Here is a 25,387-nt window from a genome sequence, read left to right on the forward strand (position 1 = left end):
CCCGTATGACGGGCCGTGCCAGCTGCAACCGGTGCGCCCGTCCGTGCCGCTCAATACCCCGGGGTCCGCCGATCCCCTCAGGAAATGGGCCGCACGGCTGAACCCCTCGCATCGCCGGACCGCTTGGTACGTACCAGGCCCGCAGCGGCCAGTAGCGCTCCGGCTCCTTCAGCCACGGCGCTGAGGGTCTTCTCAAGAAACCACATCGGCTCATACATGGCAGGGAAGGGTCCGAAGGCCGGAATATCCACATACCGGTACAACACCACGGCGACGAATGCGCTCAGGGCCACCATCAGGGCAAGGGCAAAGGAGGCTCTGCTGCCGCGGAACAGCACCCACAGCGCAGCCAGCACTGCCGCGGCCGATTCGAGCAAGAACAGGTTGCCCTGTCCGATTCCACCAGGCGAGGCCGCCTGGTAGCCGGGGGCCAGATAAATATGCACCCCGCCGTCAATGAATAAAGCCAGCGCCGTCAATACCCTCAGCGCCAAGTTCATTTGACTATCAGCGAGCCGCGCATATTGGGGCGATAGGTGCAGTAGTAGGGGTAGGAGCCGGGTGCCGAGGGCGCCGTGAATGTGGCTGTCCCGCCGCTTCCCTTGACGTCCACGCCAAATACGTCGCCCTGTTCCGCGGTGACAGTATGGCCAGCTGAGTCCATGTTGGTGACCGTGACAACGGCGCCCGGCGCGGCCGTCAGCGGCGCGCCATACTCGAAGTCCTTGATGGTGATAGTTGGTGCTCCCGGCGTGACCGCTCCGGTCGTCGCTGTCCCCGGCCCGGGTGACGCCGCGGGACTTCCGCCGCCGGAGCCGCAGCCGCCCAACAGGAGCGCCGCCGTCAGCAGCACTGCGGCCTTGGCCTGAACCGCTCTCACGGTGACCGTCCTCGACTCCTGAAACCAAGGCCGGCCACGCCCTGCCTGTCCCTACTATTGTGCGCGCATCAGGCGGAAATGGCGCCTGCGGTTCGGTGGAGGGCGGCCGACGGCGGTGCTGCCGCGAACGACGCAGGTCAAGAATGTCGGAGCCCGCAAATACGTTCAGGGGAAATGATCCCCACGAAAGGCACCGCTCCACATGACGACACCAGCATCGTTTGAAACAGCGCCCGTGGCGTCGAGCATGCCGGATTGGTACCCTGACTTGCTGGCGTCCGTGGCAGTCCAAATCAACACGGGCCGGTTCCGGGCCGTCACCGCGGCGAACCAGGAACTTGTGCGCTCTTATTGGTCCATCGGGCATGAACTTTTGGCGCGCGAGTCCAAGGAAGGCTGGGGATCCAAGGTGGTGACCCGGCTGTCTACCGATCTTCGGGACCAGTTCCCGGAAGCTCGGGGATTTTCCCCACGGAATCTTCGCTATATGAAAACTTTTGCTGCCGCATGGCCCGACACCACAATGTTGCAGACGGCGTCTGCAACATTGCCGTGGAGCCACCACGTGCTGTTGTTGGAGAAGCTGAATACTCCCGAGGAACGCCTCTGGTACATGGCCTGCGCCATCGACGAAGGGTGGTCGCATAGCGTCCTTGGGCATCAGATTGAAACGCGGCTGCGTGAACGCTCCGGCAAGGCGATCACCAACTTCAAAGCGACAATGCCGCCGTCGGACTCGGATCTTGCCCAGCAATCATTCAACGACCCATACGTCTTCGACTTCGTGTCCATGACAGGCAAGCGGAATGAGCGTGAGCTAGAGGGACAGCTTGTGGTGCACGTCGAAAAGTTCCTGTTGGAACTCGGCCAAGGGTTTGCCTTCGTCGGCCGGCAAGTCCGGTTGACTATCGGCGCCGATGAGTTCTACGCCGATCTGCTCTTCTATAACTTCAAGCTCCGTTGCTTCGTCGTGGTGGAGTTGAAAGCCACCGCCTTCAAGCCTGAGTACCTGGGCCAGATCAACATGTACATGTCCGCTGTTGACGACCTCCTGGGTCATCCTGACGACGAGCCGACCATCGGGCTGCTGCTGTGTAAAACCAAGAACAACGTCGTGGCCGAGTACTCTCTGCGGGGCTTCTCGAAACCGATCGGTATCGCCGAATGGGAGTCCGAGATTGTGGCGTCCCTGCCTGAGGAATTCGCTGCCACGCTACCCAGCATCAGCGAAATCGAAGCCGAGCTTTCGCAAGACTTTTCACCAGGAGACCCGGTGAATTAGCCGGAATCACCGTGATGGCACATCTGGAGCATTCGGTCGTCTAAACAAGCGAGCCGAGACTCTGCGTCAACCCGGGGTGAGGACGCAGAACTCGTTGCCCTCCGGGTCGGCGAGGCACACCCATGGCACATCGCCTTGGCCGACGTCGGCGTCAGTGGCGCCCAGAGCCCGAAGCCTGGCCACTTCTGCCGCTTGATCATCACCCGGGTAAGGCATCAGGTCGAGATGGACACGGTTCCACACGGTCTCCACGCCAGACGTGCGAAGTAATTCCAGATACGGCCCGACGCCCTTGGCCGAACGCAGCCTGGCATGATCGTCGTTCACCTCGTGCAGGGTCCAGTCCGTAGCCTCGCCCCAGAACCGGGCCATGGCCCGCGGATCCGCGCAGTTGACCACCACCGTGGCGATCGGCCCGGTGTCCCGGTAGATCGGTCGCGGCTCCAGTACACAGAACACATTGCCCTCCGGGTCGGCCAGGACCGTCCACGGCACATCACCCTGGCCCACGTCGGCGGGCGTCGCACCGAGCTCCAACAGGTGCGCGACTAGCTCCGCCTTATGGGCCGCAGAAGTGGTGGCGAGATCGAGGTGCGCGCGGTACCTCACCGTCTCGGGGTCCGGGACGGTGACGACATCGACGCAAACGGCGACGGGGTCCGGCCAGACGAAGCCCACGGGTTCAACATTGGTCACACCGGGTCCCTCGCTGGAAACACCCCAGCCGAGCGCCTCCGCCCAAAACCGCCCCAGCGCTGATTCATCCCGAGCCTTAAAATTCACCTGAACCAGTCGCAGCGCCATACCGCCCGACCCTATTATATGGGAGGCACGCCGTAGTTGGGCCGTTCCAAGCAGGCAGTGGTTTCGGCAAGCCCAACCACCACTGGAGGCAGGAGGTGTGAGACAGGAACCTTCTTGGCGACGGGCGCCATATTGGAGGCCCTTCTGTTGAGGGCAGTCGTTCATGGCCCTACTCCGGCGCCAATGAGCCTATCTGGCGCGCATCAGGCGTTACATCGACAAGCCAATTCCCGGGCCTAAGCTACTTGGCGCCCACGACCGGAAAGTTGGCGTCAGCTGTCGCGCTGAACGCTCGCATGATCCCGAACCAGCCATCGGGGGGCTGAGCACCGACCAGCCCGTTAACGGGAGCGCCGATGCCCTGCTGATGGTCAACGCCCCAATCGAGCGCCGACCACTAGCGGCGAACACTCTCCGGTCACAGAGTTCTGCACGACGCCAACCACGCCCCCAACTGTGATGCCGGTCAGGAGAGTCGCAACTCCAAGTCGTGCTCGGGGACCTTCGTCGCGACTCCCTCTACACTGCGTTGACCCTTCCCAACCCGGCCGCACCGCACGGCACGGGCGCCTACCACTGCGCCGTCACGGCGACCGAGATCGGTCCTATCGCGGACTCTTTACTCCAACGCGTCCTCGGGTCAACAATGGCACTTACAACAGCCTCCGCTGGCTCGGCAGCGCGCTGCCCATCCAACGGCCGCCCCACCGGGCTGCCCTACACAGGAGCGCTGACATGAACGATCCGACAGCCACATCCCAGACAACCTCGGCGGTATCTGATCGCGCTGCACGGCTGGCGTCGATCCCCTCCTTTCAGCGGGTTAACGCCTACATCCGGGAGTACAGTGCCCGCGGGCACGGGCAGGTGCCGGGCTGCGACTTCACCTTCGGCAACCCGCACCAGATGCCGGCTGACCGTTACGTCAATACGCTGCGGGACGCGCTGACTCCTCAGAATGATCAGTGGTTCGCCTACCAGACCAACGGCGAGGCCGCCCGCGAAGCAGCCGCTCAATCCCTTCACAGGCTGCTGGATGTGCCTTTCCGGACGGAGGATATTTACCTCACCACCGGTGGCTTCGCCGCCATCGCCCTTGCCCTGAAGACCGTCGCCGATCCCGGCAACGAGATCATTTACAGCCTGCCGCCCTGGTTCCTATACGAGCCGCTGATCCTTGAAGCCGGGCTCGTGCCGGTGAAGGTGAAAATCAACACAACCACGTTCGACTTGGACCTCGACGCGATCGAGGCCGCCATCACGGAACGCACCCGGGTAGTGATCGTCAACTCGCCCAACAATCCCACGGGGCGGATTTATCCACCCGAATTGCTGGTCCGGCTGTCAGAATTGCTGGAGGCGGCCTCGGTCAGGTTTAGACGGCGGATCTACCTCATCTCGGACGAGGCCTACAACCGGATCGTGTTCGACGGCATGCGATTCCGCAGCCCTGTGGAGTTCTACCCGCACACACTCCTGGCCTACTCCTACGGCAAAACCCATCTCTCCCCAGGCCAGCGCGTCGGCTATCTGGCGTTGCCGCCCACCATGCCGCAGCGGGAGGAGATGGAACCGGCTATCACCGGTCTGCAGGTGGCGATGGGCTGGGTGTATCCGAACGCCCTGCTGCAGCACGCGCTTCCCGAACTGGAGAAGTTCACCATCGACGTCGGCCAGTTGCAGCGGCGCCGGGACCGTCTCGTCGATGTGCTCGGCGGCATGGGGTACCGCGTCCGGCGGCCGGAAGGTACGTTCTACCTGTATGTCACGTCCCCCATTTCGGACGATGAGACGTTCACCAACTCACTTGCCCGCCGGGATGTCTTCGTGTTGCCGGGCGTGCTGTTCGAGACGCCAGGCTTCTTCCGGATCTCCCTGACAGCCAACGAGGACATGATCGAACGCAGCTTGCCGGCATTCGAAGCGGCGATGAAGGAAAGCCGCCTGTGATTCGTGCTCGTCTCAGCTGTGGTGGTCGGCCAGGCCTTTACGTGCTGGTCCGTACGATCATCTTCCTCCGGCTTCGCATCGCTGAACTTAAGCTCGCCCAGCCGCCGCAGGGAGATACTCAGCGCCAATGATGAAGGAGTCCTGCCGGGCCGTAGCCAACAGGACTCCCTCCGCGTCCCGCTGAAGTTCCGGCTACCCCGGAATCTGGATCCGCGCCGCTTCCTGCATCAGCGGGTCGGAGATCATCACGGTCGCCGCCCCGGTTGCCATGTCGAAAGCGACGAAACCGCGGGACTTGTCCCCGGGCAGCACGTCACCGGAGCCCAGCTGGTTATCGGCAAACATGCTGAGGTCAGCCTTCCGGCCGCTTTCATCCTTGACTGAGAAGTAGAAGGGATTCGATCTCGTCTTCCCCGCCTCGGTCTCCCACAGCACGTCCAGGAGCAGGTAGGTTCCGTTCTTCGGCGGCGACGAAAAGGCCGTGGTGGTCACCGTGTCGGTCCGCACAGCGGAAACGATCGTGATTCTGGCGACGTCGCCGTTGCGCATTTTCACGGTGAAGGGTGTCCCCACCGTCGGTCCCGTGGGAGCCGCAGGTGCCGGGGCGGCCGACGGCGGTGCTGCCGCCGGCTGCGCCGCAGCCGCGGAGGCAGCAGCAGAGGCGATGGGGCTGGAATCCGCAACAGGCTTGCTGCCGCTGGAGCACGAGCCCATGACGATACCGAGGAGCAGGACGCCAGCCGGAATCACAAAGCGCTTCTTCTGGTAAAACGGGCGCATGGCCGGGGCCGCAGCAACCGGCACGGACGGGAGTGAATCAAAGTCGTCGGCGCCCAGCAGGTCGTGGTGGAAGACAATGGCGTCCACGGGGCGGGTGTCCACGAACAGGACCGCAATCGTCCGGGAGTGAACCACGGTGTACCGCGTCAGGTCTTCCACCCAGGAATGGATCCCGGTGTACTCCCCGACTTCCAGCCCGTCACCGAGCAGGCCCCGCTCCTCAAGCAGGTCGTAGACAACATTCCAGGCCAGATCCATCAGTTCGTGGATCGCCGCCTCAACAGTTGGAGCCGTCATAGGACCATGGTGCTCCCGGGCACTGGCAGGGCGTTGGACGAGGGCGGGCGTGTCCTGGACTACGACCAAAAGGGAGTTGATACTGGTGAGGCCAACCCCACCCCGGTCGGGAACTGAGTACTACAGTGGATGCATGGCTGCCAGCCGCAATCCGCTCGACGACCTGCGCGAAACCATCGGCCATCTGACCGATCAGCTCAGGCTGCACGGTTCAGAGCGCGTCGACGACCTGGTCGGCGATCTCATCGGTTCGAGGCCCGGGCCGGCCCGGCCGCTTTCCGAGGTGCAGGCCGAGCTCGATGCGCTGGTCGGGCTGGAGACCGTGAAGGAACAGGTGCGGGCCCTCGTCGCACTGCTCCAGGTCCAGGCCCGCCGTAAGACGCACGGGCTGCCGGAAGTGGCCACATCGCAGCATCTGGTGTTCCTCGGAAACCCGGGCACGGGCAAGACCACCGTGGCGCGGCTCCTGGCCGAGATGTACCGCGCGGTCGGACTGCTGCAGAAAGGCCACCTGGTCGAGGTCGACCGTTCCGGCCTGGTGGGGCAGTACGTCGGCGCGACCGCCATCAAGACGGACCGGGTGATCCGGCGTGCGCTGGACGGCGTCCTGTTCATCGACGAGGCCTACGCGCTGGCCCCGGAGGACGGCCGGATGGACTTCGGCCCCGAGGCGATCGAGATCCTGCTCAAGCGGATGGAGGACCACCGCCACCGCCTGGTCGTGATCGTGGCCGGGTACCCGCGGCTGATGGAGTCCTTCTTGCTCTCGAACCCCGGACTGCGCTCCCGGTTCGCCCGCGAGATCACGTTCCCCGACTACTCCGTCGACGCACTCCAGACGATCTTCCACCAGATGCTGGCCCAGCACGAGTACACGCTGGAGCCGGGTGCCGAACAGATGCTGCGCCGCATCTTCACCGGGCTCCACGCGGGCGAGGACTCCGGCAACGCACGGTTCGCCCGCACGCTGTTCGAGCAGGCGCTCAACCGCCAGGCGCTGCGGCTGTCGCTCGACAAGGAACAAAGTCTCGACGCGCTCAATCGTGAGGCCGTCATGACACTCACCGCGGACGACATCGTCGAGGCCGCGCTGGCCTTAGGCGAGGAGCCGGAGCCGGAACCGACGCCGGAACCGGAGAAGTCACGCTGGTGGCGCTGGCTGGTCTGACCGGATCTGCGGCGGCTGTCAGGCGAATGCCCGTCCCGCCCGGCCGCTAGTCCTGCCTTAGTGCGTTCGGACAAACGCGAGCGTTCGTACTCGGCCAAAGACGCGAACATGTCGAAGATCAGCTTTCCGTGCGCGCTGGTCGTGTCCAACCAGGGTTCCGCCAGGGACCGGAAGCCTATCCCCCGCCGCCCGAGCACGGTAACGATATCGGACAGGTCCGCGGTGCTGCGCCCCAGCCTGGTCAGGTCGGTAACCACCAAGATGTTGCCCGGTTGCAGGTGTTCGAGACAGTCCTGCCACCGCGCCCGTGCCTGCGTCGCACCGGAGGCATGCTCCATAAAGACCTTGATGGCGCCGGCGCCCACAAGCGCATCGACCTGCGCATCCAGGGACTGTCCCCGGGTGCTGACTCGGGCATAGCCAATCACGTTCCGGCTCACATGGCCGTCTTCCACACTCACGGGGCCACCTGATCTAAACAGGTCAAAAACCCTCATTCCCGCGTTCCGACCAGCTTTGATACCGGCAACGGGTTCTGATCAAAAATACGGGGTCAACTGCCATTTTCCGGGACCGATTCCGGCGAGCCGAAAGGACTAGTCAGAAATGGTCGATATCTTTAGTCCTCCTCTTTACGTCTGTCATGTAGTGCACGGGGGTTTGGGGTTCTGGTTGCTGCGTTGTGGATGGGTTAGCGTCTTGTCCGTCCACGAGGCAGCTGACGGGAGCGATGATGCGGGTATCGAAGGTGCTGGATCCGGCAAGCAACGCGGTGTCGTTCACGCTGATCGGCGCGACCGGCGTGGTGGACCCGGCGGAGCGGTATCTGCGGTATCTGGCCGAAACCGAGCGGTCACCGAACACGATCAAGGCCCATGCCCACGATTTGAAGGACTGGTTTGTTTTCCTTGACGAATACGGACGTGACTGGCAGTCGGTGAAGCTGGAAGACGTGGGGGCGTTCATCCGGTGGCTGCGGCGTCCGCCGGGCATGCGTGGCCAGGTCTTTTCGGTGCTTCCGGCGATCGGGCACCATTGCGGCGAGGCAACGGTGAACCGCAAGCTTTCCACCGTGTCGATCTTCTACCAGCACGCCGCCCGCCATGGCCTTGACCTGGGCGAGCTGATCACATGCTGGGACCCGTCCGCCCGCCAAGGAGGGTGGAAACCCTTCCTACACCACATCAGCAAGGGCGCCGCAAAGCAGCGCCGGGTGGTGAAGCTTCCCGTGACGGCAAGGATTCCCCGCCTGCTGGCCCCCGACGAGGTCCAAAGCATCCTGGATTCATGCGGACACCTCCGGGACCGGCTGCTCTTCGCGCTGCTCCATGACGCCGGTATCCGGATCGGTGAAGCGCTGGGGCTCCGGCATGAGGACATCGCCGTCGCCGAACGGGAAATCACGATCCGCCGGCGCGACAACACCAATGGTGCGCGCGCGAAGTCGCCCCATTCTCGCACCGTCCCCGTCACCGCCGAACTGATCCGGCTGTATGCCGACTACCTCGACGTCGAATACGGTGACCTGGATTCCGACTACGTCTTCGTCAACCTGTGGGGACGGCCCCACGGGCAGGCAATGACATATGCCGCCGTCCATGATCTCGTGCGGCGGCTCCGGCGTCAGACGGGCATCGGGTTTGAACCGCACTGGTTCCGGCACACCTATGCCACCCGGATGCTCCGGGAGAACGTCCCTGTCGAGGTGGTCTCCAATCTGTTGGGCCATGCAAGCCTGACGACGACGATCAAGACCTATGCCCACATCTCCAGCGATGATGCCCGCCGCGCACTGACCGATGCGGGCTGGTTCGCAACCAGAACGGTGACGATATGACCACCCTGAATCCCGTTCCCTCACGAAACGACCCGGCAGCGGTCCCTGGCGCGGACAGCAGCTTCGACCCGCCGCCGCTCCGGACGGTGCCTATGGGGAAGGCCGGGTCGGGCGCCGCGCCGTGGGATACCGAGTTTCCCAAGGATGTCTGGCATGCGAGAGCCCTCGGTATCACCGCCCGCAGCCAAGTCACGGTCCATTTCGAAAACATCACGCGGCCCTGGTTAAAGCAGCTGGCCAAACGATGGGCCCGCTGGCGGCTGACGACCGGGTTAACGGTCGAATCCGCGGTGCTGGGAACCAAAGCCGTGGAGAGCTTCAACGCCTTTCTGGATTCAACGAGGATTCCTGTCACCGGCACCGCCGACATTGACCGGGAGGTGATCGAAGGGTTCCTGGCATACCTGCATACCCACAGCGCAGGAGCTCCATCGCACCGGATCCGGATCGGCCAGTTCAACACATTTCTCCTCACCATGCGCCGTCACGGATGGGTGTCCGATCTGCCCAGTACGGCCCAGATTTACACCGAGGACTACCCCAAAGAGACGGTCCGACAACCCCGGGCACTGAGTGAACACGTCATGGCCCAGCTGGAAAACCCGGAAAATCTCGCCAAAATGGCCAGCCCGCATCACCGGCTGATCACCGTGATTCTGATCCGGTGCGGGCTGCGGATCAGCGACACCGTGGCCCTGACCCAGGACTGCATCACCCGGGACAAGGACGGTGCCCCGTATCTGCGGTATCTGAACCACAAGATGAAACGCGAGGCGCTCGTCCCCATCGATGAGGAACTCGAACGGGCCATCGCGGAGCAGATCATCTACGTCAACGGCACGGGCAATTCCGGGACACGCCTGCTTTTCGCCCATGACATGGTGGACGTTTACGGCGCCGGACACATCAGCGCAGGCTCATATAGCACCGCTCTTCGGCGATGGGTCAGAGACTGCAACGTCACCGATGAAAACGGCAACCCTGCCGTGGTCAGCCCGCACCGTTTCCGTCACACCCTGGGCACCAGACTGATCAACCTCGACGTCCCGCAGGAGGTAGTGCGCCGGATCCTGGACCACGACTCACACCAGATGACCGCGCACTACGCCAGACTCAGCGATACAACCATCCGGCGGCACTGGGAAGCCGCACGGAAAGTCAACGCATCCGGCAGCGTCGTCGAACTTGATCCCGACGGCCCCCTGGCCGAGGCCGCCTGGTCAAAACAGCGCCTCGGCAGGGCTACCCAGGCGCTGCCCAACGGCTACTGCGGTCTCCCGGTGCAGAAGTCCTGCCCGCACGCCAACGCGTGCCTGACCTGTCCCATGTTCATCACCACGGCAGACTTCCTCCCGCAACACCGCGAACACCGGACCCAGGTCGTGCAGATCATCTCCGCCGCTGAAGCCCGGGGCCAGCAGCGGCTGGCCGAAATGAACACCCGGGTACTCGGCAACCTGGACCGCATCATTGAAACTCTCGACGACGAAGCGCATGCAAACCCTGACCATCTACATGAGGAGGACAGCCGTGCGGGCAGATAACAGCCGCCACATCCGGCGGGCCGCCGAACGCCGGCACGAACTCACCCGCTCCAAAGCCGTGGCGGCGCTGCGTGAACTACAAAATAAGGGCGGCGCCGTCACCTTCGAAGCCGTAGCCGCGGCCGCCGGAGTATCGAGGTCCTGGCTCTACACCCAGGCGGACCTGCGCGCGGACATCACTGCCCTGCGCGACGACCGCCCACAACAACCCAGAGCAAGCCGAAGCAGCGCAAGCACGGACTCCCTTCGCGCCCGCCTCACCGCATCCCTAGAACGGAACCGCGCGCTCTCCACGGAAATCGAACACCTCAGACACCAGCTGGCCCTCGCCTTGGGACACTCGCGGCGACGGAACGCCAGCGGGACCTAAGGGAACCCGATGCGGGCTGCTCCTCAGGCATCCTCTGCGGGATATATCAGTAGTGGTGGCGTGCAGTGATGCTTTATTGAGCACATTCACCTGAGGGCAGCGGTTTGATTGATTGGCACCCGCTAGGACAACCAGAACGGTACCCATTCGCTATTTGTCATTCTTCAAGTTGTGGTATTGCCGTGTTTCAAGGAGCCATATGTCGAAATCCTCCGGCGACTGCAGCGCCTGAGCGGTGATGGCAGGTTTTTCGGGAAGCCCAAGGTGTTGTGAGTATGTCAGTCTGATCGGAGCCCACTAGGACGGCCCGAACGGTACCCAGCTGCCAGACATGCCGGACCTAATGACGGCTTGAATGGTACCCACCTGTGAGCGTTGATCCCATCCAGTGTTGGATCGACGACGGGAGGGCCGGGATGGGGTCGAGAGTGGAGTTGTTCGCGCAGATTCGAAGGGACGCCCGAGTCGAGGGTGTCTCGATCCGGGAGCTTGCCCGGAGGCATCAGGTGGCGCGAAAGACCGTGCGGAAGGCATTGAGTTCCCCGGTCCCGCCGGAGCGGAAGACTCCGGAGCGGTCGTCGCCCCGGCTGGATCCGTTCAAACCGGCGATCGATGCGATGCTGGTCGAGGACACGACTGCGCCGCGGAAGCAACGCCACACCGCCAGGAGGATACGCGCCCGGCTGATTGAGGAGTGCGGTGCGGAGGAGTTGTCGTATTCCACGGTGCGGGACTACGTGCGGGTGCGGCGGGCGCAGATCGATGTGGACGCCGGCCGTCGGGTTGAGGTCTTCGTCCCGCAGGAACACGCCCCGGGCGCGGAGGCCGAGGTGGACTTCGGCGAGGTCTGGGTCATCCTGGGCGGGGTGAAGACGAAGTGCCACATGTTCGTCTTCCGCCTGTCCCACGCGGGCAAGGCCATCCACAGGGTTTACCCGACCCAGGCCCAGGAAGCATTTCTGGAAGGCCACATCGAAGCGTTTAACGAGATTGGCGGGGTACCGGTCAGGCACATCCGCTATGACAACCTCACCAGCGCGGTCACCGCGGTGGTGTTCGGGCAGGGCCGGCAGCGCCAGGAAAACGACCGGTGGGTGCTGTTCAGATCGCACTACGGTTTCGATGCCTTCTATTGCCAGCCCGGCATCGCCGGGGCGCACGAGAAGGGCGGGGTCGAGGGTGAGGTGGGCTGGTTCCGTCGCAACCGGCTCTCCCCGATGCCTATCGCTGAGTCTCTGGATGAGCTCAACGACCGGATCCGGGAATGGGAAGCGCAGGACAATCGTCGGCGGATCAATGACAGGATCCGCACGATCGGCCAGGACTTCGCCGCCGAGCGGCCGTTTCTGGCACCGTTGCCGACGGACGAATTTGATCCCGGTCTGGTGCTGAATCCCAGGGTGGACAGGTCTTCAATGGTCACGGTGCGGATGGTGAAGTATTCCGTCCCGGCGCGGTTCATCGGCCGGAAGGTCCGGGTCTCCTTGAGGGCGTCCGAGGTCGTGGTGTTCGACGGACGGGCCGTAGCTGCCAGGCACCAGCGGATTGCCGCCAAGCACGGGCAGTCGGTCCAGCTGGACCACTACCTCGAGGTCCTCAAAACCAAACCCGGAGCCCTTCCCGGTTCCACCGCCCTGGCTCGGGCGCGGGAGTCCGGGGCGTTCACCAGCGCCCATGAGGCGTTCTGGGCTGCCTCCCGCAGGGTCAACGGCGACGCCGACGGGACCCGTGAACTCATCGACGTTCTCCTGCTCCACCGTTTCATGGACGCCGGAGACATCCAGGCGGGGATCATCGCGGCGCTGGGAGTGGGTGCGGTCAGTGCCGACGTCGTCGCTGTCGAAGCCCGCAGACAAGCAACGATTTCTTCCGGGGGTGGGTCCGGTCCGGACCGTCATCGCGGTGCTCAAGGTGACGTGAAAGTGCAACGGGTTGTCAGTCTTACTCAGCGTCGACTCATGTCCCCGGACGCGGTCATCGCAGGGCTCCCGCCGGACAGCCGGCCCCTGCCATCGGTCAGTGCCTATGACGAGCTGCTGGCCAAACGCACCGAACACCCCGCAGGAACAGCGTCGAAGGAGAACATCTCATGAGCCCCTCAGCAGCGGCCACCACCATCACCCCGTCCCTGCGCCGGCGTCGCGGCCTGACTGAGCAAGCCGCGGTGGCTGCCGTGGACCAGGCCTGCCGGCGGCTGCGCCTGCCCACTGTTCGGGCGGTCCTGGACGAAGCCCTCACGGTCGCCGGGAAGGAACAACTCTCCTACCAGGGCTTCCTGGCCGAGCTGCTGCTGGCGGAGTGCGATGACCGGGACCGGCGCTCCTCGATCCGCCGCGTCAAAGCCGCGAACTTTCCCAGGGACAAGTGGCTCGGGGATTTCGATTTCGACGCGAATCCGAACATCAACCCCGCCACCATCCACACCCTCGCGACCGGGGACTGGATCCGCAAAGGCGCGCCCCTGTGCCTGATCGGGGACTCCGGCACCGGCAAATCCCACCTGCTCATCGGGCTCGGCACCGCGGCCGCGGAGAAGGGGTACCGGGTCAAATACACGCTCGCCACCCGGCTCGTGAACGAACTCGTCGAGGCCGCCGATGAGAAGGTCCTGGCCAAGACCATCGCCCGCTACGGGCGCGTGGACCTTTTGTGTATTGACGAGCTGGGCTATATGGAACTGGACCGCCGCGGCGCCGAGCTCCTCTTTCAGGTCCTCACCGAACGAGAAGAAAAGAACTCCATCGCCATCGCAAGCAACGAATCCTTCTCCGGCTGGACCAAAACGTTCACCGACCCGCGCCTATGCGCCGCGATCGTGGACAGGCTGACCTTCAACGGTGCAATCATCGAAACCGGCACCGCCTCCTACCGCCTCGCCCATAGCCTGCAACAACAATCAACGCCCTAAACGGTTTTGTGGTGGACCTGATGCAGACCGTCACAGCTGATCCGGGGTGACATTCCGGTATGGGCACTTTGGTGCAGCTGGAGACTGACCCGGACGAGGAGCCGTGCGGCCTCCCGAGCGGCTGTGGCCACGGAGTCTTCCTGCGCCCCGCTGCTCAGCGCACCGTCCAGCAGCAGCGTCAGGGTCCGGGCGAGCCGGTCCGGGTCGTTGGCGCCGGCACGTCGGGAAAGGTCCGTGATCCATTCCAGGACCAGGCGTTTGTGCTCTATGGCCCGCCCATGGGCCGGTGTTCCCTGCCGCGTTTTCACGCACAGCCTCGACCTCACCCAAGACAACCATGCCAGACGAACAGGACCATGAATCTTGAACTGCCAACTGCGCACGCAACGTTCCCGCGGGAGGTAGGACGATATTCCTGCGGCGTGAGTTCATTTTTCTTTGTGGAGGGGAAACATATCGTCCGGAACGCCTTGTATTCTATGGCCGCAAATTCAAAGCCAGCGTAGGCTCTTGCTCGGCGAGTAGTGTCAGCGCCATTCAAAGGACTCGACTGGGGATCGAATCGTTTGGTTAGGCCCTGGTCGCGTCGCACAAAAGTATTGGGGAATACCTGTGCGAAAACAATCTACTCTCATCGCCGGTGCCATCATCCTGGCTCTGGGTCTCACCATGACAAGCCCGGCCGCTGCGAACGCAGCGCCTGATGCTAAAGGAGTTGTACTTCCTGAAGAAGATCTGACTCAGAGCATCGTGAACCCCGCCCTAAACGGGTTGGCACCGTCGAAACCCTGGACGGCCGAGCGAATGAAAAACGCAATACCAGCCGACCTCATCGATACCTCAGTCATACCCCGCAGCGAAGCGGAAACAGAGTTGGACACCCGTAAGGACCAGAAAAAGAAAGGAACGATTGCCGCTGAACCAGTTGCCCCGCAGACGGATGCAGGGCAGGCAACTCTGAATGCTGCCGTAACTGTGCCCACCACGGCAGGCAAATTCTTTTACGCAAACCCCTACAACGGCCTAGATTACGTCTGCTCGGGTTCGACGATCAACAGCAGCTACAAGAACCTGGTGATCACAGCGGCTCATTGCATTCACGGGGGCCAGGGGTCAGGTTTCTACACGGACTTTGCTTTTGCCCCGGCCTATTACAACGGCGCCAACAGCTATTACGGCGTGTGGAACTACGAAATGGGTCGCACTTTCAACTCATGGATAAACAGCAGTGACTCGACCCACGATCAGGCCTTCGTGTCCTTCCAGCCCCGGAACGGCCAGGAACTGGTCAACATGACCGGAGGCAACGGCCTTGTGACGGGTAACCCAAGAACACAGAGCAACACCCGGATCTGGGGCTGGCCGGCGGAAGCACCCTACGGAGGAGAACTTCCCTACTACTGCGACGGCACCGCAGAAGCCTATGCTTTCAGTAGCACTGATTCTGCCCTTTACTGCGACATGACCGGCGGTGCCAGCGGCGGTCCGTGGCTGAAAGACATCATCAATCAAGACCTCGGGTACGTCTTCGCAGTCACATCGCGCAGGACACTTTTCGGCAGGCCGCTTCTGCTCGCAACCCCGAACACCAGCGACGTACTGAGCATGTACAACCTGATGTATTAATAGCGGAGCCAAGGAGGTCAACGCAATGAGTCTCATGCACTTAGACACCGGCAAACGGCGCAGAACCACCGCCATCGTGCTGACCGCATTTCTCGTAGCTCTACTCTCGGCCGGAGTGATCATACAAAGAGTAAGCCAAAGCTCTGACGGGAGCGGGGATTCGACGGTCACCACTCCAGGTGTCGAAGAGACCGGTGGCTGGACACCGGAGCGAATGAGAAGCGCAACGCCCCAACCAATGCCCTGAATCCCCTGAACACAAGGGGTGGCCCCGGAAGCATACTGCCGGGGCCGCTCCTTCACTCCACCTGAGTGCTGCCGGCGATGGGGGCCAGCGGTGGGGGCCAGCGATGATTGTCTCGACCGCGACCGGCGGTGAGGGCAGGCCGTCGGCAGGTACGCCTCAATGATCCCGCCTTAACCCCAGCCCAAGCTACTGTCACCTTGAGTCAGCTAAAGGAGTACCGGGCAAACTACGCGCGCGTCCGCAAACATCTCATCCCGCCAACAGCACCCGCCAAAATCCCGCAGGTGGGTACCGTTCTAGCCGTCCTGGTGGGCCTCATTCAGGTTGACACAGTCAGTGTTGCATGGTGGCTTTCATATGGCGTTTGATCACCGGTAGCGCTGAGCACATTAGTGCCCCAGACGTAATAAGCACCGCGAGCACCAGAGGAACGGTGACTTCGGCAGCCGCCCCAGACCATATGACAGGGGCGAACACTGCACAGCCAAGTACTGCGGTCAGCCATCCCAACTTGAAGCGCACCCAAGTCTCGGCATTCAGACGCAGCCCCGTCTCGCCGATCCTGGACTCCCAGAGAGGCGCCAGTTTCCTGACCCGCCGGTCCACCATCCGCTCGTACAGACTGCTCGGAGTCATTTGCACTGCGTGCTCACCTCGCCGGTTCCCATATAGTCCAAAGTATCCAAGGCAAACCCGCCTGTGAGCATTGTGCCCATAGTCTCATATCCGAGACCCTCCTTCCCTGCCAAGGCCGCGACTTTGCCAGCACCGCTGAAGGCCAAGAATGCGCTGCTAAGAATCACACCGCCGCACGACCAGTTGAGGGCTGCAGCCATTCAGAAACCAGGGAATCGTCATCGGAAGCATCTCGAGTGCATCACGATTCTCAGTCTGATCCTCGGGGACGCAGTGCGGTCGGAGACGCGTCGTGGACACTTTCCACATCGAATGCCCCCGCTATCCAAGGCATCGAAGGAGGAAGACTAAAGATATCGACCGTTATTGACACGTAAGCGACTGCGCGTGGTGAGACGCGTTTTCGAGACAAGGGCATGCCCCGTTGTCCCGCCGGCGGCTGCTGTTAGCGCCTCCTCACAGTGCATTTCACCGTGCTGGTCTTACGTACATTGCCCTCTTCACGCCGGACCGTCGGGGTGCGGTGTGTACTACTTCGGGCAAATTCGGGGTACGCCCGGTATGTCATTCAGGAAGGCATCGCCCGCAGCCGGCCTCTATGACTTTTCTGGTTCCTGTCCTCCGGATTCCAGCGTCCGCTCCACCCCGCCTAGCCACGGTCCCGCAACACCGGGGCCTGCGGAACGAGAATTGTTCAACCAGTCCTGGCCACACTTTGTTTCCGCAAATTTCTTGCATCACTGTGGACCCACAGCGTGCACCTGAGGAACTGGAACTGCGCAACCTGCCGCGACAAGAGATAGGCGGCCGAGTGGCTGCCTGGCCTGGGCTCGGGCTATTCATCGAAATAGGTGTTCACATCGGGGCTTAGCTGGCGGTGATTATGGCGGGCTGACTCAGGCCGAACAACTGTTCAGCAATGGCCACCACATGGGCGGGAACGTCCGCCTCGTTGCCGTGGCCATCCTCGCCCAGGAACACCGTGTCGCCGCAATAGATATCGGTCAGAATTCCGGTGAGCTCCCAGACGAGCTGAGCGGTCCGAACGTTGGGCCTCAGCCCGAGGATTTTGCCTTCCTCGTTGAGGTAGAAGTGCCAGTCCTCCCCGCTGACGGCTTCGATGTTGCCGCCCACGATGGTTTGCAGGGACCGTCAATAGAGTTGGGCGCGGTGAATGAATCCCGGCACCTTCCGACCAGTCCGGCAAGATGGAAGAAAGACCACGGTAAACACGAGTGTTGTTCTTTTCTTCGTGCATCCTGGCTAGAATGACTGAGCCGCGGACTCGACCTTGGCGGGAACGGGTTCGACTCCAGCCGTGGCCGTCAGAGAGGATGGTGCTGTTGCCTGGCCGGCCCGAAGTGCTCATCGATGATTTCGTTGCGGCCTGGAACAAGGCCGATGCCGATGCCTTGGCCTCATTGTTTGTCGAGGACGCTGACTTCGTGAACGTTGTTGGAATGTGGTGGACTAGCCGGTCGCAGATCCGGTACAACCACGCCTATGGGTTTCGTCACATGTTTCCTGACACGACCCTCACACCTCTGAAGGTCACCGTCCGATATCTGAACGACGATGTTGCCGTTCTCCACGTCCTTTGTTCATTGACGGGTCAGATGAAGCCTTCGGGCGAAAGAGCCGGAGATCGGACCGCGGTGCTCAGCTTCACCGTTGCCCGTCAGGCCGACGGTCTGTGGCTGGCGGTGAGCGCCCAAAACACCGACCGGGTTCCCGGCGCCCAGACTTTCATCGCAAACGGGAGCGGGCTCGCTCCCGGCAATTACGGATGGCCCAGCGAAGGCGAGTAGCGGATGGGGCCTGGGAGCGGGAGCGTCCCTCAGGTGACTGGCTACTACCTCAGTCAGATTTGTTGAAGGGCGGCCAGTTGCTCGGCGAATGGGACAAGGCGCTGGTCCTTTTTGATCGCAGGGCCGGGGCCTGCCATCAGCTCCGCCAATTCGTCAGCCGCGCTGTCGATCCGGGTGGGAAGGCTACCGGAGTAGGTCTCCCCTGCCGCCGCCCAGTCAGCTGTGGCGGCAAAGACCGCCGTTGAAACAACCCTTGCCTTCAGGAAGACGAACAGAGGACGCAGCGCATATTCGAGGGCCAGCGAGTGCCGCTCGGTTCCGCCCGTTGCTGCGATGAGAACCGGTGTGTCAACGAGGGCAGTACGGTCAAGAACGTCGAAGAATGATTTGAAGAGCCCGCTGTAGGAGGCGCTAAAGATCGGCGTCACCGCAATGATTCCGTCCGCATCTTCAATGGTCTTGATGGCCTCTGCCAGACCGAGGGCCGGGTATCCCGTCGTCAGGGAGTGAGCGATCGCGACACTATGCTCCTTTAGTTCGATCATGCTGATGTTGACGGACCTGTCAAGGCTGGCCAAGGTCGTTTGCGCTGATTCAGCAAGGCGCTCCGCGAGTAGGGTGCTGGATGAAGGGTCGCCCACCCCCGCCGATACCACTGCGAGTTGGAGGGTTGTCACAGTGCGCTCCTTTGGGGTTCCTGTTGCCTCAACGTGATTGACGGGTGGAGCGGGCCGGCGGGAACTTCTTCGTTGCGGGCATGGGAGAACTCCTTACGGAGGACGGGGAGGATCTCACCGAACAGGTCCAGCTGCTCAAGTACGGTCTTAAGCGGCATGCCACCCATGTCCAGGGAGAACAGTTGGCGCTGGTAGTCGCCAAAGGTCTCGCGGAATGTCAGGGTCTTGTCGATGACCTCCTGAGGGCTGCCGACAGTCAGGGGCGTTTGATCGGCCACCTCCTCGAGAGACGGGCCACCTCCATAAACGGGTGAATTTTCGAAGTAGGGGCGGAAATCTCGTTTGGCATCCTGGGAGTTATTGCGCATGAATACCTGCCCACCAAGGCCCACGATGGCCTGATGTCGCGCACCATGGCCGTAGTGCTCGAAACGGTCTCGGTAGAGGTCGACAAGCGCAACGAAGTGTTTTTTGGGAAAGAACAGGTGGTTGGCGAAGAAACCATCACCGTAGTAGGCGGCCTGCTCGGCGATTTCAGGGCTTCTGACAGATCCATGCCACACGAAGGGCGGCACACCGCCTAACGGTCGGGGTGTGGAGGTGAAGCCGCTCAGTGGCGTGCGAAACCTCCCTTGCCAATCGACGACATCTTCGCGCCAGAGCCTGTGCAGCAGCGCATAATTTTCGATGGCGAGCGGAATCCCGTCCCGAACGTCCTTCCCGAACCACGGGTAGACGGGGCCGGTATTGCCGCGCCCCATCATCAGATCCACTCTGCCCTCCGCAAGATGCTGCAGAACCGCGAAATCTTCCGCTATCTTCACTGGATCGTTGGTCGTGATCAACGTCGTTGAAGTAGACAGCAGGATGCGTTTGGTCCTTGCCGCCACGAAGCCGAGCAAGGTCGTGGGCGATGAAGCTACGAAAGGCCTATTATGGTGCTCTCCGACGGCAAATACATCGAATCCTACGGCTTCTGCCTTCTCGGCAATGGAAACCATCATCGACAGTCGCTCTTGCTCAGTTGGCGAGCGATGCGAGACGGGATCTGGTCTGACGTCACCAACGGTGAAGACGCCGAACTGCATGAAACCAACTCCTTACTAAGGTTGACGAGTTTGGCCGGTTCTCCGGCACTGCTGGGGTTGCAGGCAAATGCTGGTTGGAACGCGCCTGGGCAACGATTGCGATGAACAGTTGCCAGGTGGCCGGCCGCGGGATTTCCCCAGGCGGCCGGCCACGAACCGTTGGCTCGCGACGGTGTCGCTAGCTACGCCGGAGGCTTAGTTCTGCGGCATGAGCGAGGCGACGATCGGCAGGATCGCCTGGCCAGCGGGGCTCGTCCAATCCGCGGCCAGCTCTGCAAGGAGCTGGTTGGTGCTGGTGATCGTGGCGCCGGCTCGTTCCATGCGGCGGAGGGCGATGTCGTCCGCCCGCTGTGTGGGGGAACCACCGGCGTCGGCAACGACCTGCACATTGAAACCTTCCTCAAGGGCGGTAAGGGTGGGGTAGACAGTGCAGACATCGTTCGTGACTCCGGCGACAATCAGGTTCCGCTTCCCGGTAGCCTGCACCGCGGAGGCAAACTTCTCATCATCGAGAGCGTTCACGACGCCTTGGCGCTGGATGCGCCCGGCGAACTCCTCCGGAGCGATCTCCTCCAGCTCCGTCAGGAGCGGACCCTGTGCGTATTCCTCCATCGAGGATGTCAGGATCAGTGGAATGCCCAGGCCCTTGGCTGCCTTGGCTAGGCCAAGAGAGTTGGCCTTCAGCTCTTCAAATCCAATTGAACCGACCCATCCCATGGTTCCCACCTGGTGGTCGATGAGCAGCATCGCAGTGTTTTCCGGGGTAAATGACTTCTCAGACATGGCGTCCTTCTATCTGTTTGATGAGTTCATGGTCGCATTTCATTTGCCGACCAAGTAATTAGATCAGCGTCTCGCGTTCGCGGAATATTCCCGAGAGGTGCATCACATAGTGCAGGTGCACGAATAGGGTCGCGGAGAAGGCTCGCAGGCAGGATGTCGTGCTCGTTGGCCAGGACCCGGATCGGAACCGGACTTCGGTGCGGCCAAACGGTAGGCAACCTTCGTGTCGGACGTGCCCAATGGCCGCCAGGAAGCGGCAGAGAGAGCATGGCAGGGCCGTCCAGATGCCGCGCGTGCATAGCTTCTTTGCCTGGAGCGCACCGGTGGCCCCGGATGACAGAATGGACATCAACCATTTTGAGCAGGTCGTGGTGTCGACTTGCGTGTGCCTTGAGGAGGCAGGACTTTGCCAATATCCCTTGATGCAGACACAACGGACCACCCGGTACCCACATTTCCGCAAGCCCCCGTCAGTGAGGCAATCTTTCGGGTAGCACGGTTGCACCGGTCGACGGCTGGAAATCTCCTTCGGGAGACCGGCCTGTACGCCGGCCAGGAGCTACTGATGATGCAGTTGTGGGAGCGCGGTACGCAGCGCCAAGCAGACCTGATCAAACTCCTGGGGCTCGATCCCTCAACGGTCACAAAGATGCTCAAGCGTCTGGAGCAGGCGGGCTTCGTTACGCGAAAACCTTCCAGTCTCGACCGTCGAACGGTCTTGGTGAGCGCCACCAAGACCGGGGAAGCCCTGCGTGATCGCGTGGAGCGCGAGTGGCAGCGGCTTGAAGAACTGACCACTAATGGGCTTTCGGAAGAGGATCGTGCTCGAGTGTTGCAGATGCTGAAGCAATTGGAGACGAACCTCGGCAAAGAAACGCTCAGCCCGGCTGCGCAGTGACAGGGTTCTGCCCTATGTAGGTGGATGACTGCTGATCTGTTTCCGAGCCCAATCGATTACGGCGTGGACGGCGATGTCCTCGCCGAGGGAGAGGGTGGGAGATCCGCCTGATGATATCACCACGCACGTAGGTGCACGACCAAATGTGCGCCCGGAAGGGGTTCCTTGGGTTCTTGCGGTGATTGCAACACTTAGCGGATGGGTGTTGTTATGGCGAGGTATTCGATCTACGTAAGACCGGGTTTGCTGCAGGTGTTTTGGGCCGGGATGCAGGCCGGTGATTTCATCACGGATGCTGTGGTGCCGATCAATACGAGCAGGCGGGCTGGGCGCCGTGTCCTGGCGGAGGCCGGGGGTGTCAGGCCTCGTCGCGGCCGGGATCTGAAGGGCCGGTGCCTGACCTTCGCCCAGCGTGAAGAGATCGCGGTGCTGCGCGCCCAGGGAAGCTCCCTAAGGGCGATCGGGGCCCTGATCGACGGGTCGGCCTCGACGGTTTCCCGGGAGCTGCGCCGTAACTCGGTGGCAGGATTGCCTTACCGGGCGACCTTGGCCCACGCGCTGGCGTATGAGCGGGCCTCGCGGCCGAAACCGGCGAAACTGCACACGAACACCGTGCTGCGTGCGAAGGCGGAAGAGGACCTGAAAAAGAAGTACTCACCGGAGCAGATCGCAGGACGGCTCCGGATTGAGTTCCCTGACGAGCCGGAGATGCAGGTGTCACCCGAGACGATCTACCAGTCCCTGTATGTGCAGTCCCGCGGAGCGCTGAAGCGTGATCTGACCGCGTGCCTGCGCACCGGGCGGGCGGTCAGGCAGCCCTGCAGGAAAGCCGGTCAGCGGAAGAACCGGATCCCGGGCATGATCAACATTTCCGAACGTCATCCCGAGGTTCAGGACCGGGCCATGCCGGGGCACTGGGAGGGTGATCTCATCATCGGCAAGGGGAACCAGTCCGCGATCGGGACACTGGTGGAACGGACCACCAATTACACGATGCTCGTGCACCTGCCGGACGGGTACAGGGCCGAGCAGATCCGTGATGCGCTGGTCGCGAAGATCAAGACGCTTCCCGAAGCGCTGAGGCATTCCCTGACCTGGGATCAGGGCATCGAGATGCAGGACTGGAAAACCGTGAAGATGGACACCGGCATAGACATCTACTTCTGGGACCCGCACTCGCCCTGGCACCGCGGCATCAATGAAAACACGAATGGCCTGCTCCGCCAGTACTTCCCCAAGGGCACGGACCTGGGCATCCACAGCCAGGCAGACCTCGACTGGGTTGCCCAGGAACTCAACGACCGGCCACGCAAAAGACTCGAGTTCAAAAAACCGATCGAACTGATCGAAGGCCTCCTGTTGCAATGACCGCCTGAAACCGCCGATCCCTTACCGGGCAGCGGCAGGATGCTTATTTTTTCAGCCTCTCCTCTGCGGCCCTCCGCTGTTTTTCACGTAGTTCTTGTGCTCGGAGTTCAAGACGGCTCGGAGGGCCAGGTGGTGACGGCGGGTGCACTCGGACCGGGAACCAGTCAAGAGTTTCAAGGTCGGGGTGGCGCCGTAGTTCATCGATCAATTCCTTGCTGCCAAAGACCTTTGATCCAAGCAGGTCCCAATCAGTCCATACCACCCATGTCCGGTCCTCTGGCCACCAGAACTCAGGTGTCACGTCCGGCAGGCCCGGTCGCAGCATGGTCGGGAGCAAGTCGTTGAGCTTGAAGGAGAAAACTCGGGAGTGCACTTCGCTGTTGACGTCCAGGACTCGGCCCAGGATCTCGTCTTCGAATGGGTCGGCCGCGGCGAACATTGCCTCCATCCGACCCGTTGTTGTCGCAGCCCTCAGCAGCGGCAGGAGCGCCTCCAGCTCCACCTGGCCGATGGTTGCATCGACAGGCTGATACACGAAGTCAGCACCCGGCAAAACTAGTGATGCTTCACGCCAGCTGAGGAACGCGTCCCAGCGGAAGCACGGAGGAACTTCAAGCCCATCCCAGAAGGCCCCGCGCAGTGGAACACCTTTGATTTCAGCTACGTCCTCCCACTTCACCCGCAAAAACTCGGGTGGTGGGGCGACTGGGTAGGGATTTGGATTGTCCTCGGCCAGCGCTCCAGGGTCGATGCTCGGTGGGCACACGTACTGATTATGAAGGATCCAGACACTGTCCTCGCAACCCGGCGGAAGGACATCCGTTTCGGCATTAATGATGACGTCGTCCCCAAGCCAGCAAAGGTCATCCTCAAAGCCCTTAACTGACCAACCGGGCGGCATCGAAGGGCGAGGGCGGTCAGGCCAGGGCCAATCCATCACATAACACCCAGGCGGCAGCGCAGCGTCCTTGTCAGTCATGAGCCGAACCTACCACCGGGCCACCCCAGATACGGCTCCCCACTAACCAACACAGATGTCTCCTCTGGGCTTCCAAACGCTAGCCGTACACGGCAGCTGGACTGCAAGGATGTGGCGTCACGTGAATGATCCTTCAACGGCCGCCCGTAAAAGCGTCCTTTACCGAACACCACCGGAACCGTACTGGCGTTGAAACCTAGCCCATTACCGCTTTATTGATTTCGGCCAGCCGATGCAGCGAGATTCCGGACGCTTGTTCTCTAACCAAAGGGTGGTCGGTGGACGGGTCGAGCTCAATGTAGGGAACCACTCCTGGCTCCCTGTTGTGCACGTGCGTCGCAATTGAGGTCGTGGGCTGGTCGTAGGGCAACTCGTTGCATAGCCAACCGAACACCGGGGGCATGGAGGCTCGTGCCGGGTCATCCCAGTGGTCCGCAATCTTTTGGACACTTTCTTGGCTGAGTGAGACCCAAGCAGACCAGCTAAAGACCTCACCGGGGGCATCAATGAGAGGGATCTCAACGTGTCCTCTAAGGAAGTAGTGTCGTTCTCCTCCGACTTCAAGCACGCACATGTCGCCGGTCAGTTCGCCGGCTTCGCGTTCGGTTGCGGTGGCCTGCAGCCAAACATCCGGAGCTTGGGCTCCGAAAACCGTAGCGAGCCCTTGATGTTGCTGTCCGCACGTCCCGCACTGCCATCCGTTCCCGCGCTGGCCACCCATTGATTCCCCCCAATTTTCGTGATCACTTTGGCTCCCCGAAGCCTACCTGCGAAGGAGGCCCTTTCCTCGCGTCCGCTGAAGGATCCTCTACCGGGCGGGTGAGCCTTCAGCGACCTATCAAGGGTTCCAATTCAGGACGGCGTCGCGGAGTTCCGCTACCGACATCTCGCTGCCGAGGCGCAGAACCGGCAGGTCTAGTTGGTCAAGCCATGCCTCATGAGCGGCACGGCTTCTGCCGTCGAATGCCGGGTCGTCGTAACCCTTTGCCCAGTTCAGGAATTCGGACCACGCCGCCTCGTCGAAGTCTCGGCCGGCCCGGCGATGCACCTCGCGTGCTTCGAGGCGTCGCAGCCGCTCACGAGAGTCGAGCGTCAAGAAGACCACGGCATCGCACTCTGCAACGATGCTCTCCCCCCAGCCCAGCATCGACCCGGACAGGACCCAGCCCTCCCGAGGAACGAACACGTCGCGCATCAGGGCCAGCCGAGCGTTCTCGGGACGCTTCTCGACGTACGGCGGGATGGTGGGCACCCAGAAATAGTCATCGGCGTCCGCGTGAGGAACCGACCAATAGTCAGCCAGCGCCCGACCGAACGTAGTCGTTCCGCTACCGCTCGCCCCCATCACATGAACCCTCGCACGTTGCATGACTCAATTATCGGGGTGTGGGCACGGGCAAGGATGCAGGCGGCGGGCGCTTTCCTGTAAGACGATGCCGTCTCGTGAGCAGGTGGGT

General features: G+C 62.1%; 24 protein-coding genes and 1 pseudogene. 12 read left to right on the top strand and 13 right to left on the bottom strand.

The window, feature by feature from the left end:
• Positions 1 to 77 precede the first annotated feature (77 nt).
• Together ACZYZ4_RS04135 and ACZYZ4_RS04140 are read right to left on the bottom strand one after the other, a co-directional pair.
• Positions 78 to 500 (bottom strand): hypothetical protein, encoded by a 423-nt coding sequence (locus tag ACZYZ4_RS04135; RefSeq protein ID WP_463858441.1) that lies wholly within the window; start codon positions 498 to 500, stop codon positions 78 to 80.
• On the bottom strand, positions 497 to 880 hold the full coding sequence (locus tag ACZYZ4_RS04140) for a cupredoxin domain-containing protein (RefSeq protein WP_463858443.1): 384 nt from the start codon (positions 878 to 880) through the stop codon (positions 497 to 499). Before ACZYZ4_RS04140 ends, ACZYZ4_RS04135 begins: the two co-directional genes overlap by 4 nt.
• A gap of 247 nt (positions 881 to 1,127) precedes the next feature.
• Between ACZYZ4_RS04140 and ACZYZ4_RS04145 the strand changes: the two genes are divergently transcribed.
• On the top strand, positions 1,128 to 2,162 hold the full coding sequence (locus ACZYZ4_RS04145) for a PDDEXK nuclease domain-containing protein (RefSeq protein ID WP_463858629.1): 1,035 nt from the start codon (positions 1,128 to 1,130) through the stop codon (positions 2,160 to 2,162).
• A 66-nt stretch (positions 2,163 to 2,228) separates the two neighbouring features.
• Here ACZYZ4_RS04145 and ACZYZ4_RS04150 read toward each other — a convergent pair whose 3' ends face one another.
• Positions 2,229 to 2,966 (bottom strand): VOC family protein, encoded by a 738-nt coding sequence (locus ACZYZ4_RS04150; RefSeq protein WP_463858445.1) that lies wholly within the window; start codon positions 2,964 to 2,966, stop codon positions 2,229 to 2,231.
• Positions 2,967 to 3,701: 735 nt separating this feature from the next.
• Here ACZYZ4_RS04150 and ACZYZ4_RS04155 point away from each other — a divergent pair.
• The gene (locus ACZYZ4_RS04155; RefSeq protein ID WP_463858446.1) at positions 3,702 to 4,916 is read left to right on the top strand and encodes an aminotransferase class I/II-fold pyridoxal phosphate-dependent enzyme; all 1,215 of its coding nucleotides are present in this window, start codon (positions 3,702 to 3,704) and stop codon (positions 4,914 to 4,916) included.
• A 192-nt stretch (positions 4,917 to 5,108) separates the two neighbouring features.
• Here ACZYZ4_RS04155 and ACZYZ4_RS04160 read toward each other — a convergent pair whose 3' ends face one another.
• Positions 5,109 to 5,993, bottom strand: a complete 885-nt coding sequence (locus ACZYZ4_RS04160) for a DUF4352 domain-containing protein (protein ID WP_463858448.1) — start codon at positions 5,991 to 5,993, stop codon at positions 5,109 to 5,111.
• 133 nt (positions 5,994 to 6,126) lie between these two features.
• On the opposite strand from ACZYZ4_RS04160, the gene ACZYZ4_RS04165 reads away from it, so the two are divergent.
• Positions 6,127 to 7,161, top strand: coding sequence for an AAA family ATPase (locus tag ACZYZ4_RS04165; protein ID WP_463858450.1), 1,035 nt, complete (start codon positions 6,127 to 6,129; stop codon positions 7,159 to 7,161).
• Between the two features lie 95 nt (positions 7,162 to 7,256).
• Here ACZYZ4_RS04165 and ACZYZ4_RS04170 read toward each other — a convergent pair.
• Positions 7,257 to 7,658 (bottom strand): annotated as a pseudogene (locus tag ACZYZ4_RS04170) (recombinase family protein); the annotation flags it as partial.
• Positions 7,659 to 7,891: 233 nt separating this feature from the next.
• Between ACZYZ4_RS04170 and ACZYZ4_RS04175 the strand changes: the two are divergent.
• The 5 genes from ACZYZ4_RS04175 to istB all read left to right on the top strand — a co-directional run bounded on the left by ACZYZ4_RS04175 (position 7,892) and on the right by istB (position 13,820).
• Entirely contained in the window at positions 7,892 to 8,998 is a 1,107-nt protein-coding gene (locus ACZYZ4_RS04175) for a site-specific integrase (RefSeq protein WP_463858452.1), read from the top strand.
• Entirely contained in the window at positions 8,995 to 10,542 is a 1,548-nt protein-coding gene (locus ACZYZ4_RS04180; protein WP_463858454.1) for a tyrosine-type recombinase/integrase, read from the top strand. Before ACZYZ4_RS04175 ends, ACZYZ4_RS04180 begins: the two co-directional genes overlap by 4 nt.
• Positions 10,529 to 10,912 (top strand): DUF6262 family protein, encoded by a 384-nt coding sequence (locus ACZYZ4_RS04185; protein ID WP_463858456.1) that lies wholly within the window; start codon positions 10,529 to 10,531, stop codon positions 10,910 to 10,912. The genes ACZYZ4_RS04180 and ACZYZ4_RS04185 overlap by 14 nt, the downstream gene beginning before the upstream one ends.
• Positions 10,913 to 11,328: 416 nt before the next feature.
• Positions 11,329 to 13,005, top strand: coding sequence for an IS21 family transposase (istA, locus tag ACZYZ4_RS04190; RefSeq protein WP_463858631.1), 1,677 nt, complete (start codon positions 11,329 to 11,331; stop codon positions 13,003 to 13,005).
• Positions 13,002 to 13,820 carry an IS21-like element helper ATPase IstB gene (istB, locus tag ACZYZ4_RS04195; RefSeq protein ID WP_463858458.1) on the top strand — a complete coding sequence of 273 codons (819 nt, stop codon included), beginning with the start codon at positions 13,002 to 13,004 and terminating at the stop codon, positions 13,818 to 13,820. Before istA ends, istB begins: the two co-directional genes overlap by 4 nt.
• Here istB and ACZYZ4_RS04200 read toward each other — a convergent pair.
• Positions 13,817 to 14,128 carry a hypothetical protein gene (locus ACZYZ4_RS04200; RefSeq protein ID WP_463858460.1) on the bottom strand — a complete coding sequence of 104 codons (312 nt, stop codon included), beginning with the start codon at positions 14,126 to 14,128 and terminating at the stop codon, positions 13,817 to 13,819. The genes istB and ACZYZ4_RS04200 overlap by 4 nt on opposite strands.
• 304 nt (positions 14,129 to 14,432) lie before the next feature.
• On the opposite strand from ACZYZ4_RS04200, the gene ACZYZ4_RS04205 reads away from it, so the two are divergent.
• Positions 14,433 to 15,446, top strand: coding sequence for a trypsin-like serine peptidase (locus tag ACZYZ4_RS04205; protein WP_463858461.1), 1,014 nt, complete (start codon positions 14,433 to 14,435; stop codon positions 15,444 to 15,446).
• Between the two features lie 1,750 nt (positions 15,447 to 17,196).
• Here ACZYZ4_RS04205 and ACZYZ4_RS04210 read toward each other — a convergent pair.
• Positions 17,197 to 17,475, bottom strand: a complete 279-nt coding sequence (locus ACZYZ4_RS04210; RefSeq protein ID WP_463858633.1) for a DUF3846 domain-containing protein — start codon at positions 17,473 to 17,475, stop codon at positions 17,197 to 17,199.
• A 188-nt stretch (positions 17,476 to 17,663) separates the two neighbouring features.
• Here ACZYZ4_RS04210 and ACZYZ4_RS04215 point away from each other — a divergent pair, with 188 nt between their 5' ends.
• Positions 17,664 to 18,137, top strand: a complete 474-nt coding sequence (locus tag ACZYZ4_RS04215) for an SgcJ/EcaC family oxidoreductase (protein WP_463858463.1) — start codon at positions 17,664 to 17,666, stop codon at positions 18,135 to 18,137.
• Between the two features lie 53 nt (positions 18,138 to 18,190).
• Here ACZYZ4_RS04215 and ACZYZ4_RS04220 read toward each other — a convergent pair whose 3' ends face one another.
• The 3 genes from ACZYZ4_RS04220 to ACZYZ4_RS04230 all read right to left on the bottom strand — a co-directional run bounded on the left by ACZYZ4_RS04220 (position 18,191) and on the right by ACZYZ4_RS04230 (position 20,685).
• Positions 18,191 to 18,814: a CE1759 family FMN reductase gene (locus ACZYZ4_RS04220; RefSeq protein WP_463858465.1), complete on the bottom strand. Its 624-nt coding sequence runs from the start codon at positions 18,812 to 18,814 to the stop codon at positions 18,191 to 18,193.
• Positions 18,811 to 19,902: a CE1758 family FMN-dependent luciferase-like monooxygenase gene (locus tag ACZYZ4_RS04225; RefSeq protein WP_463858467.1), complete on the bottom strand. Its 1,092-nt coding sequence runs from the start codon at positions 19,900 to 19,902 to the stop codon at positions 18,811 to 18,813. The genes ACZYZ4_RS04220 and ACZYZ4_RS04225 overlap by 4 nt, the downstream gene beginning before the upstream one ends.
• 195 nt (positions 19,903 to 20,097) lie before the next feature.
• Positions 20,098 to 20,685: an isochorismatase family protein gene (locus ACZYZ4_RS04230; protein ID WP_463858469.1), complete on the bottom strand. Its 588-nt coding sequence runs from the start codon at positions 20,683 to 20,685 to the stop codon at positions 20,098 to 20,100.
• 499 nt (positions 20,686 to 21,184) lie between these two features.
• Between ACZYZ4_RS04230 and ACZYZ4_RS04235 the strand changes: the two genes are divergently transcribed.
• Both ACZYZ4_RS04235 and ACZYZ4_RS04240 read left to right on the top strand, forming a co-directional pair.
• Positions 21,185 to 21,583 carry a MarR family winged helix-turn-helix transcriptional regulator gene (locus tag ACZYZ4_RS04235; protein ID WP_463858471.1) on the top strand — a complete coding sequence of 133 codons (399 nt, stop codon included), beginning with the start codon at positions 21,185 to 21,187 and terminating at the stop codon, positions 21,581 to 21,583.
• A 198-nt stretch (positions 21,584 to 21,781) separates the two neighbouring features.
• The gene (locus ACZYZ4_RS04240) at positions 21,782 to 22,951 is read left to right on the top strand and encodes an IS30 family transposase (protein ID WP_463858473.1); all 1,170 of its coding nucleotides are present in this window, start codon (positions 21,782 to 21,784) and stop codon (positions 22,949 to 22,951) included.
• A gap of 43 nt (positions 22,952 to 22,994) precedes the next feature.
• Here the strand turns inward: ACZYZ4_RS04240 and ACZYZ4_RS04245 are convergent, their stop codons facing one another.
• From ACZYZ4_RS04245 to ACZYZ4_RS04255, 3 genes are all read right to left on the bottom strand, one after another.
• The gene (locus tag ACZYZ4_RS04245) at positions 22,995 to 23,930 is read right to left on the bottom strand and encodes a hypothetical protein (RefSeq protein ID WP_463858474.1); all 936 of its coding nucleotides are present in this window, start codon (positions 23,928 to 23,930) and stop codon (positions 22,995 to 22,997) included.
• 196 nt (positions 23,931 to 24,126) lie between these two features.
• The gene (locus ACZYZ4_RS04250; protein ID WP_463858476.1) at positions 24,127 to 24,651 is read right to left on the bottom strand and encodes a DUF2199 domain-containing protein; all 525 of its coding nucleotides are present in this window, start codon (positions 24,649 to 24,651) and stop codon (positions 24,127 to 24,129) included.
• A gap of 117 nt (positions 24,652 to 24,768) precedes the next feature.
• The gene (locus tag ACZYZ4_RS04255; protein ID WP_463858478.1) at positions 24,769 to 25,299 is read right to left on the bottom strand and encodes a P-loop NTPase family protein; all 531 of its coding nucleotides are present in this window, start codon (positions 25,297 to 25,299) and stop codon (positions 24,769 to 24,771) included.
• Between the last annotated feature and the right edge of the window lie 88 nt (positions 25,300 to 25,387).

It is taken from the genome of Pseudarthrobacter adonitolis (genome assembly GCF_055412845.1).

Excerpts from the sequence above, each read along its gene's own strand:
- ACZYZ4_RS04135 (WP_463858441.1), bottom strand. The coding sequence starts at position 500 with ATGAACTTGGCGCTGAGGGTATTGACGGCGCTGGCTTTATTCATTGAC.
- ACZYZ4_RS04145 (WP_463858629.1), top strand. The coding sequence starts at position 1,128 with ATGCCGGATTGGTACCCTGACTTGCTGGCGTCCGTGGCAGTCCAAATC.
- ACZYZ4_RS04150 (WP_463858445.1), bottom strand. The coding sequence starts at position 2,966 with ATGGCGCTGCGACTGGTTCAGGTGAATTTTAAGGCTCGGGATGAATCA.
- ACZYZ4_RS04155 (WP_463858446.1), top strand. The coding sequence starts at position 3,702 with ATGAACGATCCGACAGCCACATCCCAGACAACCTCGGCGGTATCTGAT.
- ACZYZ4_RS04160 (WP_463858448.1), bottom strand. The coding sequence starts at position 5,993 with ATGACGGCTCCAACTGTTGAGGCGGCGATCCACGAACTGATGGATCTG.
- ACZYZ4_RS04165 (WP_463858450.1), top strand. The coding sequence starts at position 6,127 with ATGGCTGCCAGCCGCAATCCGCTCGACGACCTGCGCGAAACCATCGGC.
- ACZYZ4_RS04175 (WP_463858452.1), top strand. The coding sequence starts at position 7,892 with ATGATGCGGGTATCGAAGGTGCTGGATCCGGCAAGCAACGCGGTGTCG.
- ACZYZ4_RS04180 (WP_463858454.1), top strand. The coding sequence starts at position 8,995 with ATGACCACCCTGAATCCCGTTCCCTCACGAAACGACCCGGCAGCGGTC.
- istA (WP_463858631.1), top strand. The coding sequence starts at position 11,329 with ATGGGGTCGAGAGTGGAGTTGTTCGCGCAGATTCGAAGGGACGCCCGA.
- istB (WP_463858458.1), top strand. The coding sequence starts at position 13,002 with ATGAGCCCCTCAGCAGCGGCCACCACCATCACCCCGTCCCTGCGCCGG.
- ACZYZ4_RS04215 (WP_463858463.1), top strand. The coding sequence starts at position 17,664 with ATGGTGCTGTTGCCTGGCCGGCCCGAAGTGCTCATCGATGATTTCGTT.
- ACZYZ4_RS04225 (WP_463858467.1), bottom strand. The coding sequence starts at position 19,902 with ATGCAGTTCGGCGTCTTCACCGTTGGTGACGTCAGACCAGATCCCGTC.
- ACZYZ4_RS04230 (WP_463858469.1), bottom strand. The coding sequence starts at position 20,685 with ATGTCTGAGAAGTCATTTACCCCGGAAAACACTGCGATGCTGCTCATC.
- ACZYZ4_RS04240 (WP_463858473.1), top strand. The coding sequence starts at position 21,782 with ATGGGTGTTGTTATGGCGAGGTATTCGATCTACGTAAGACCGGGTTTG.
- ACZYZ4_RS04245 (WP_463858474.1), bottom strand. The coding sequence starts at position 23,930 with ATGACTGACAAGGACGCTGCGCTGCCGCCTGGGTGTTATGTGATGGAT.
- ACZYZ4_RS04250 (WP_463858476.1), bottom strand. The coding sequence starts at position 24,651 with ATGGGTGGCCAGCGCGGGAACGGATGGCAGTGCGGGACGTGCGGACAG.
- ACZYZ4_RS04255 (WP_463858478.1), bottom strand. The coding sequence starts at position 25,299 with ATGCAACGTGCGAGGGTTCATGTGATGGGGGCGAGCGGTAGCGGAACG.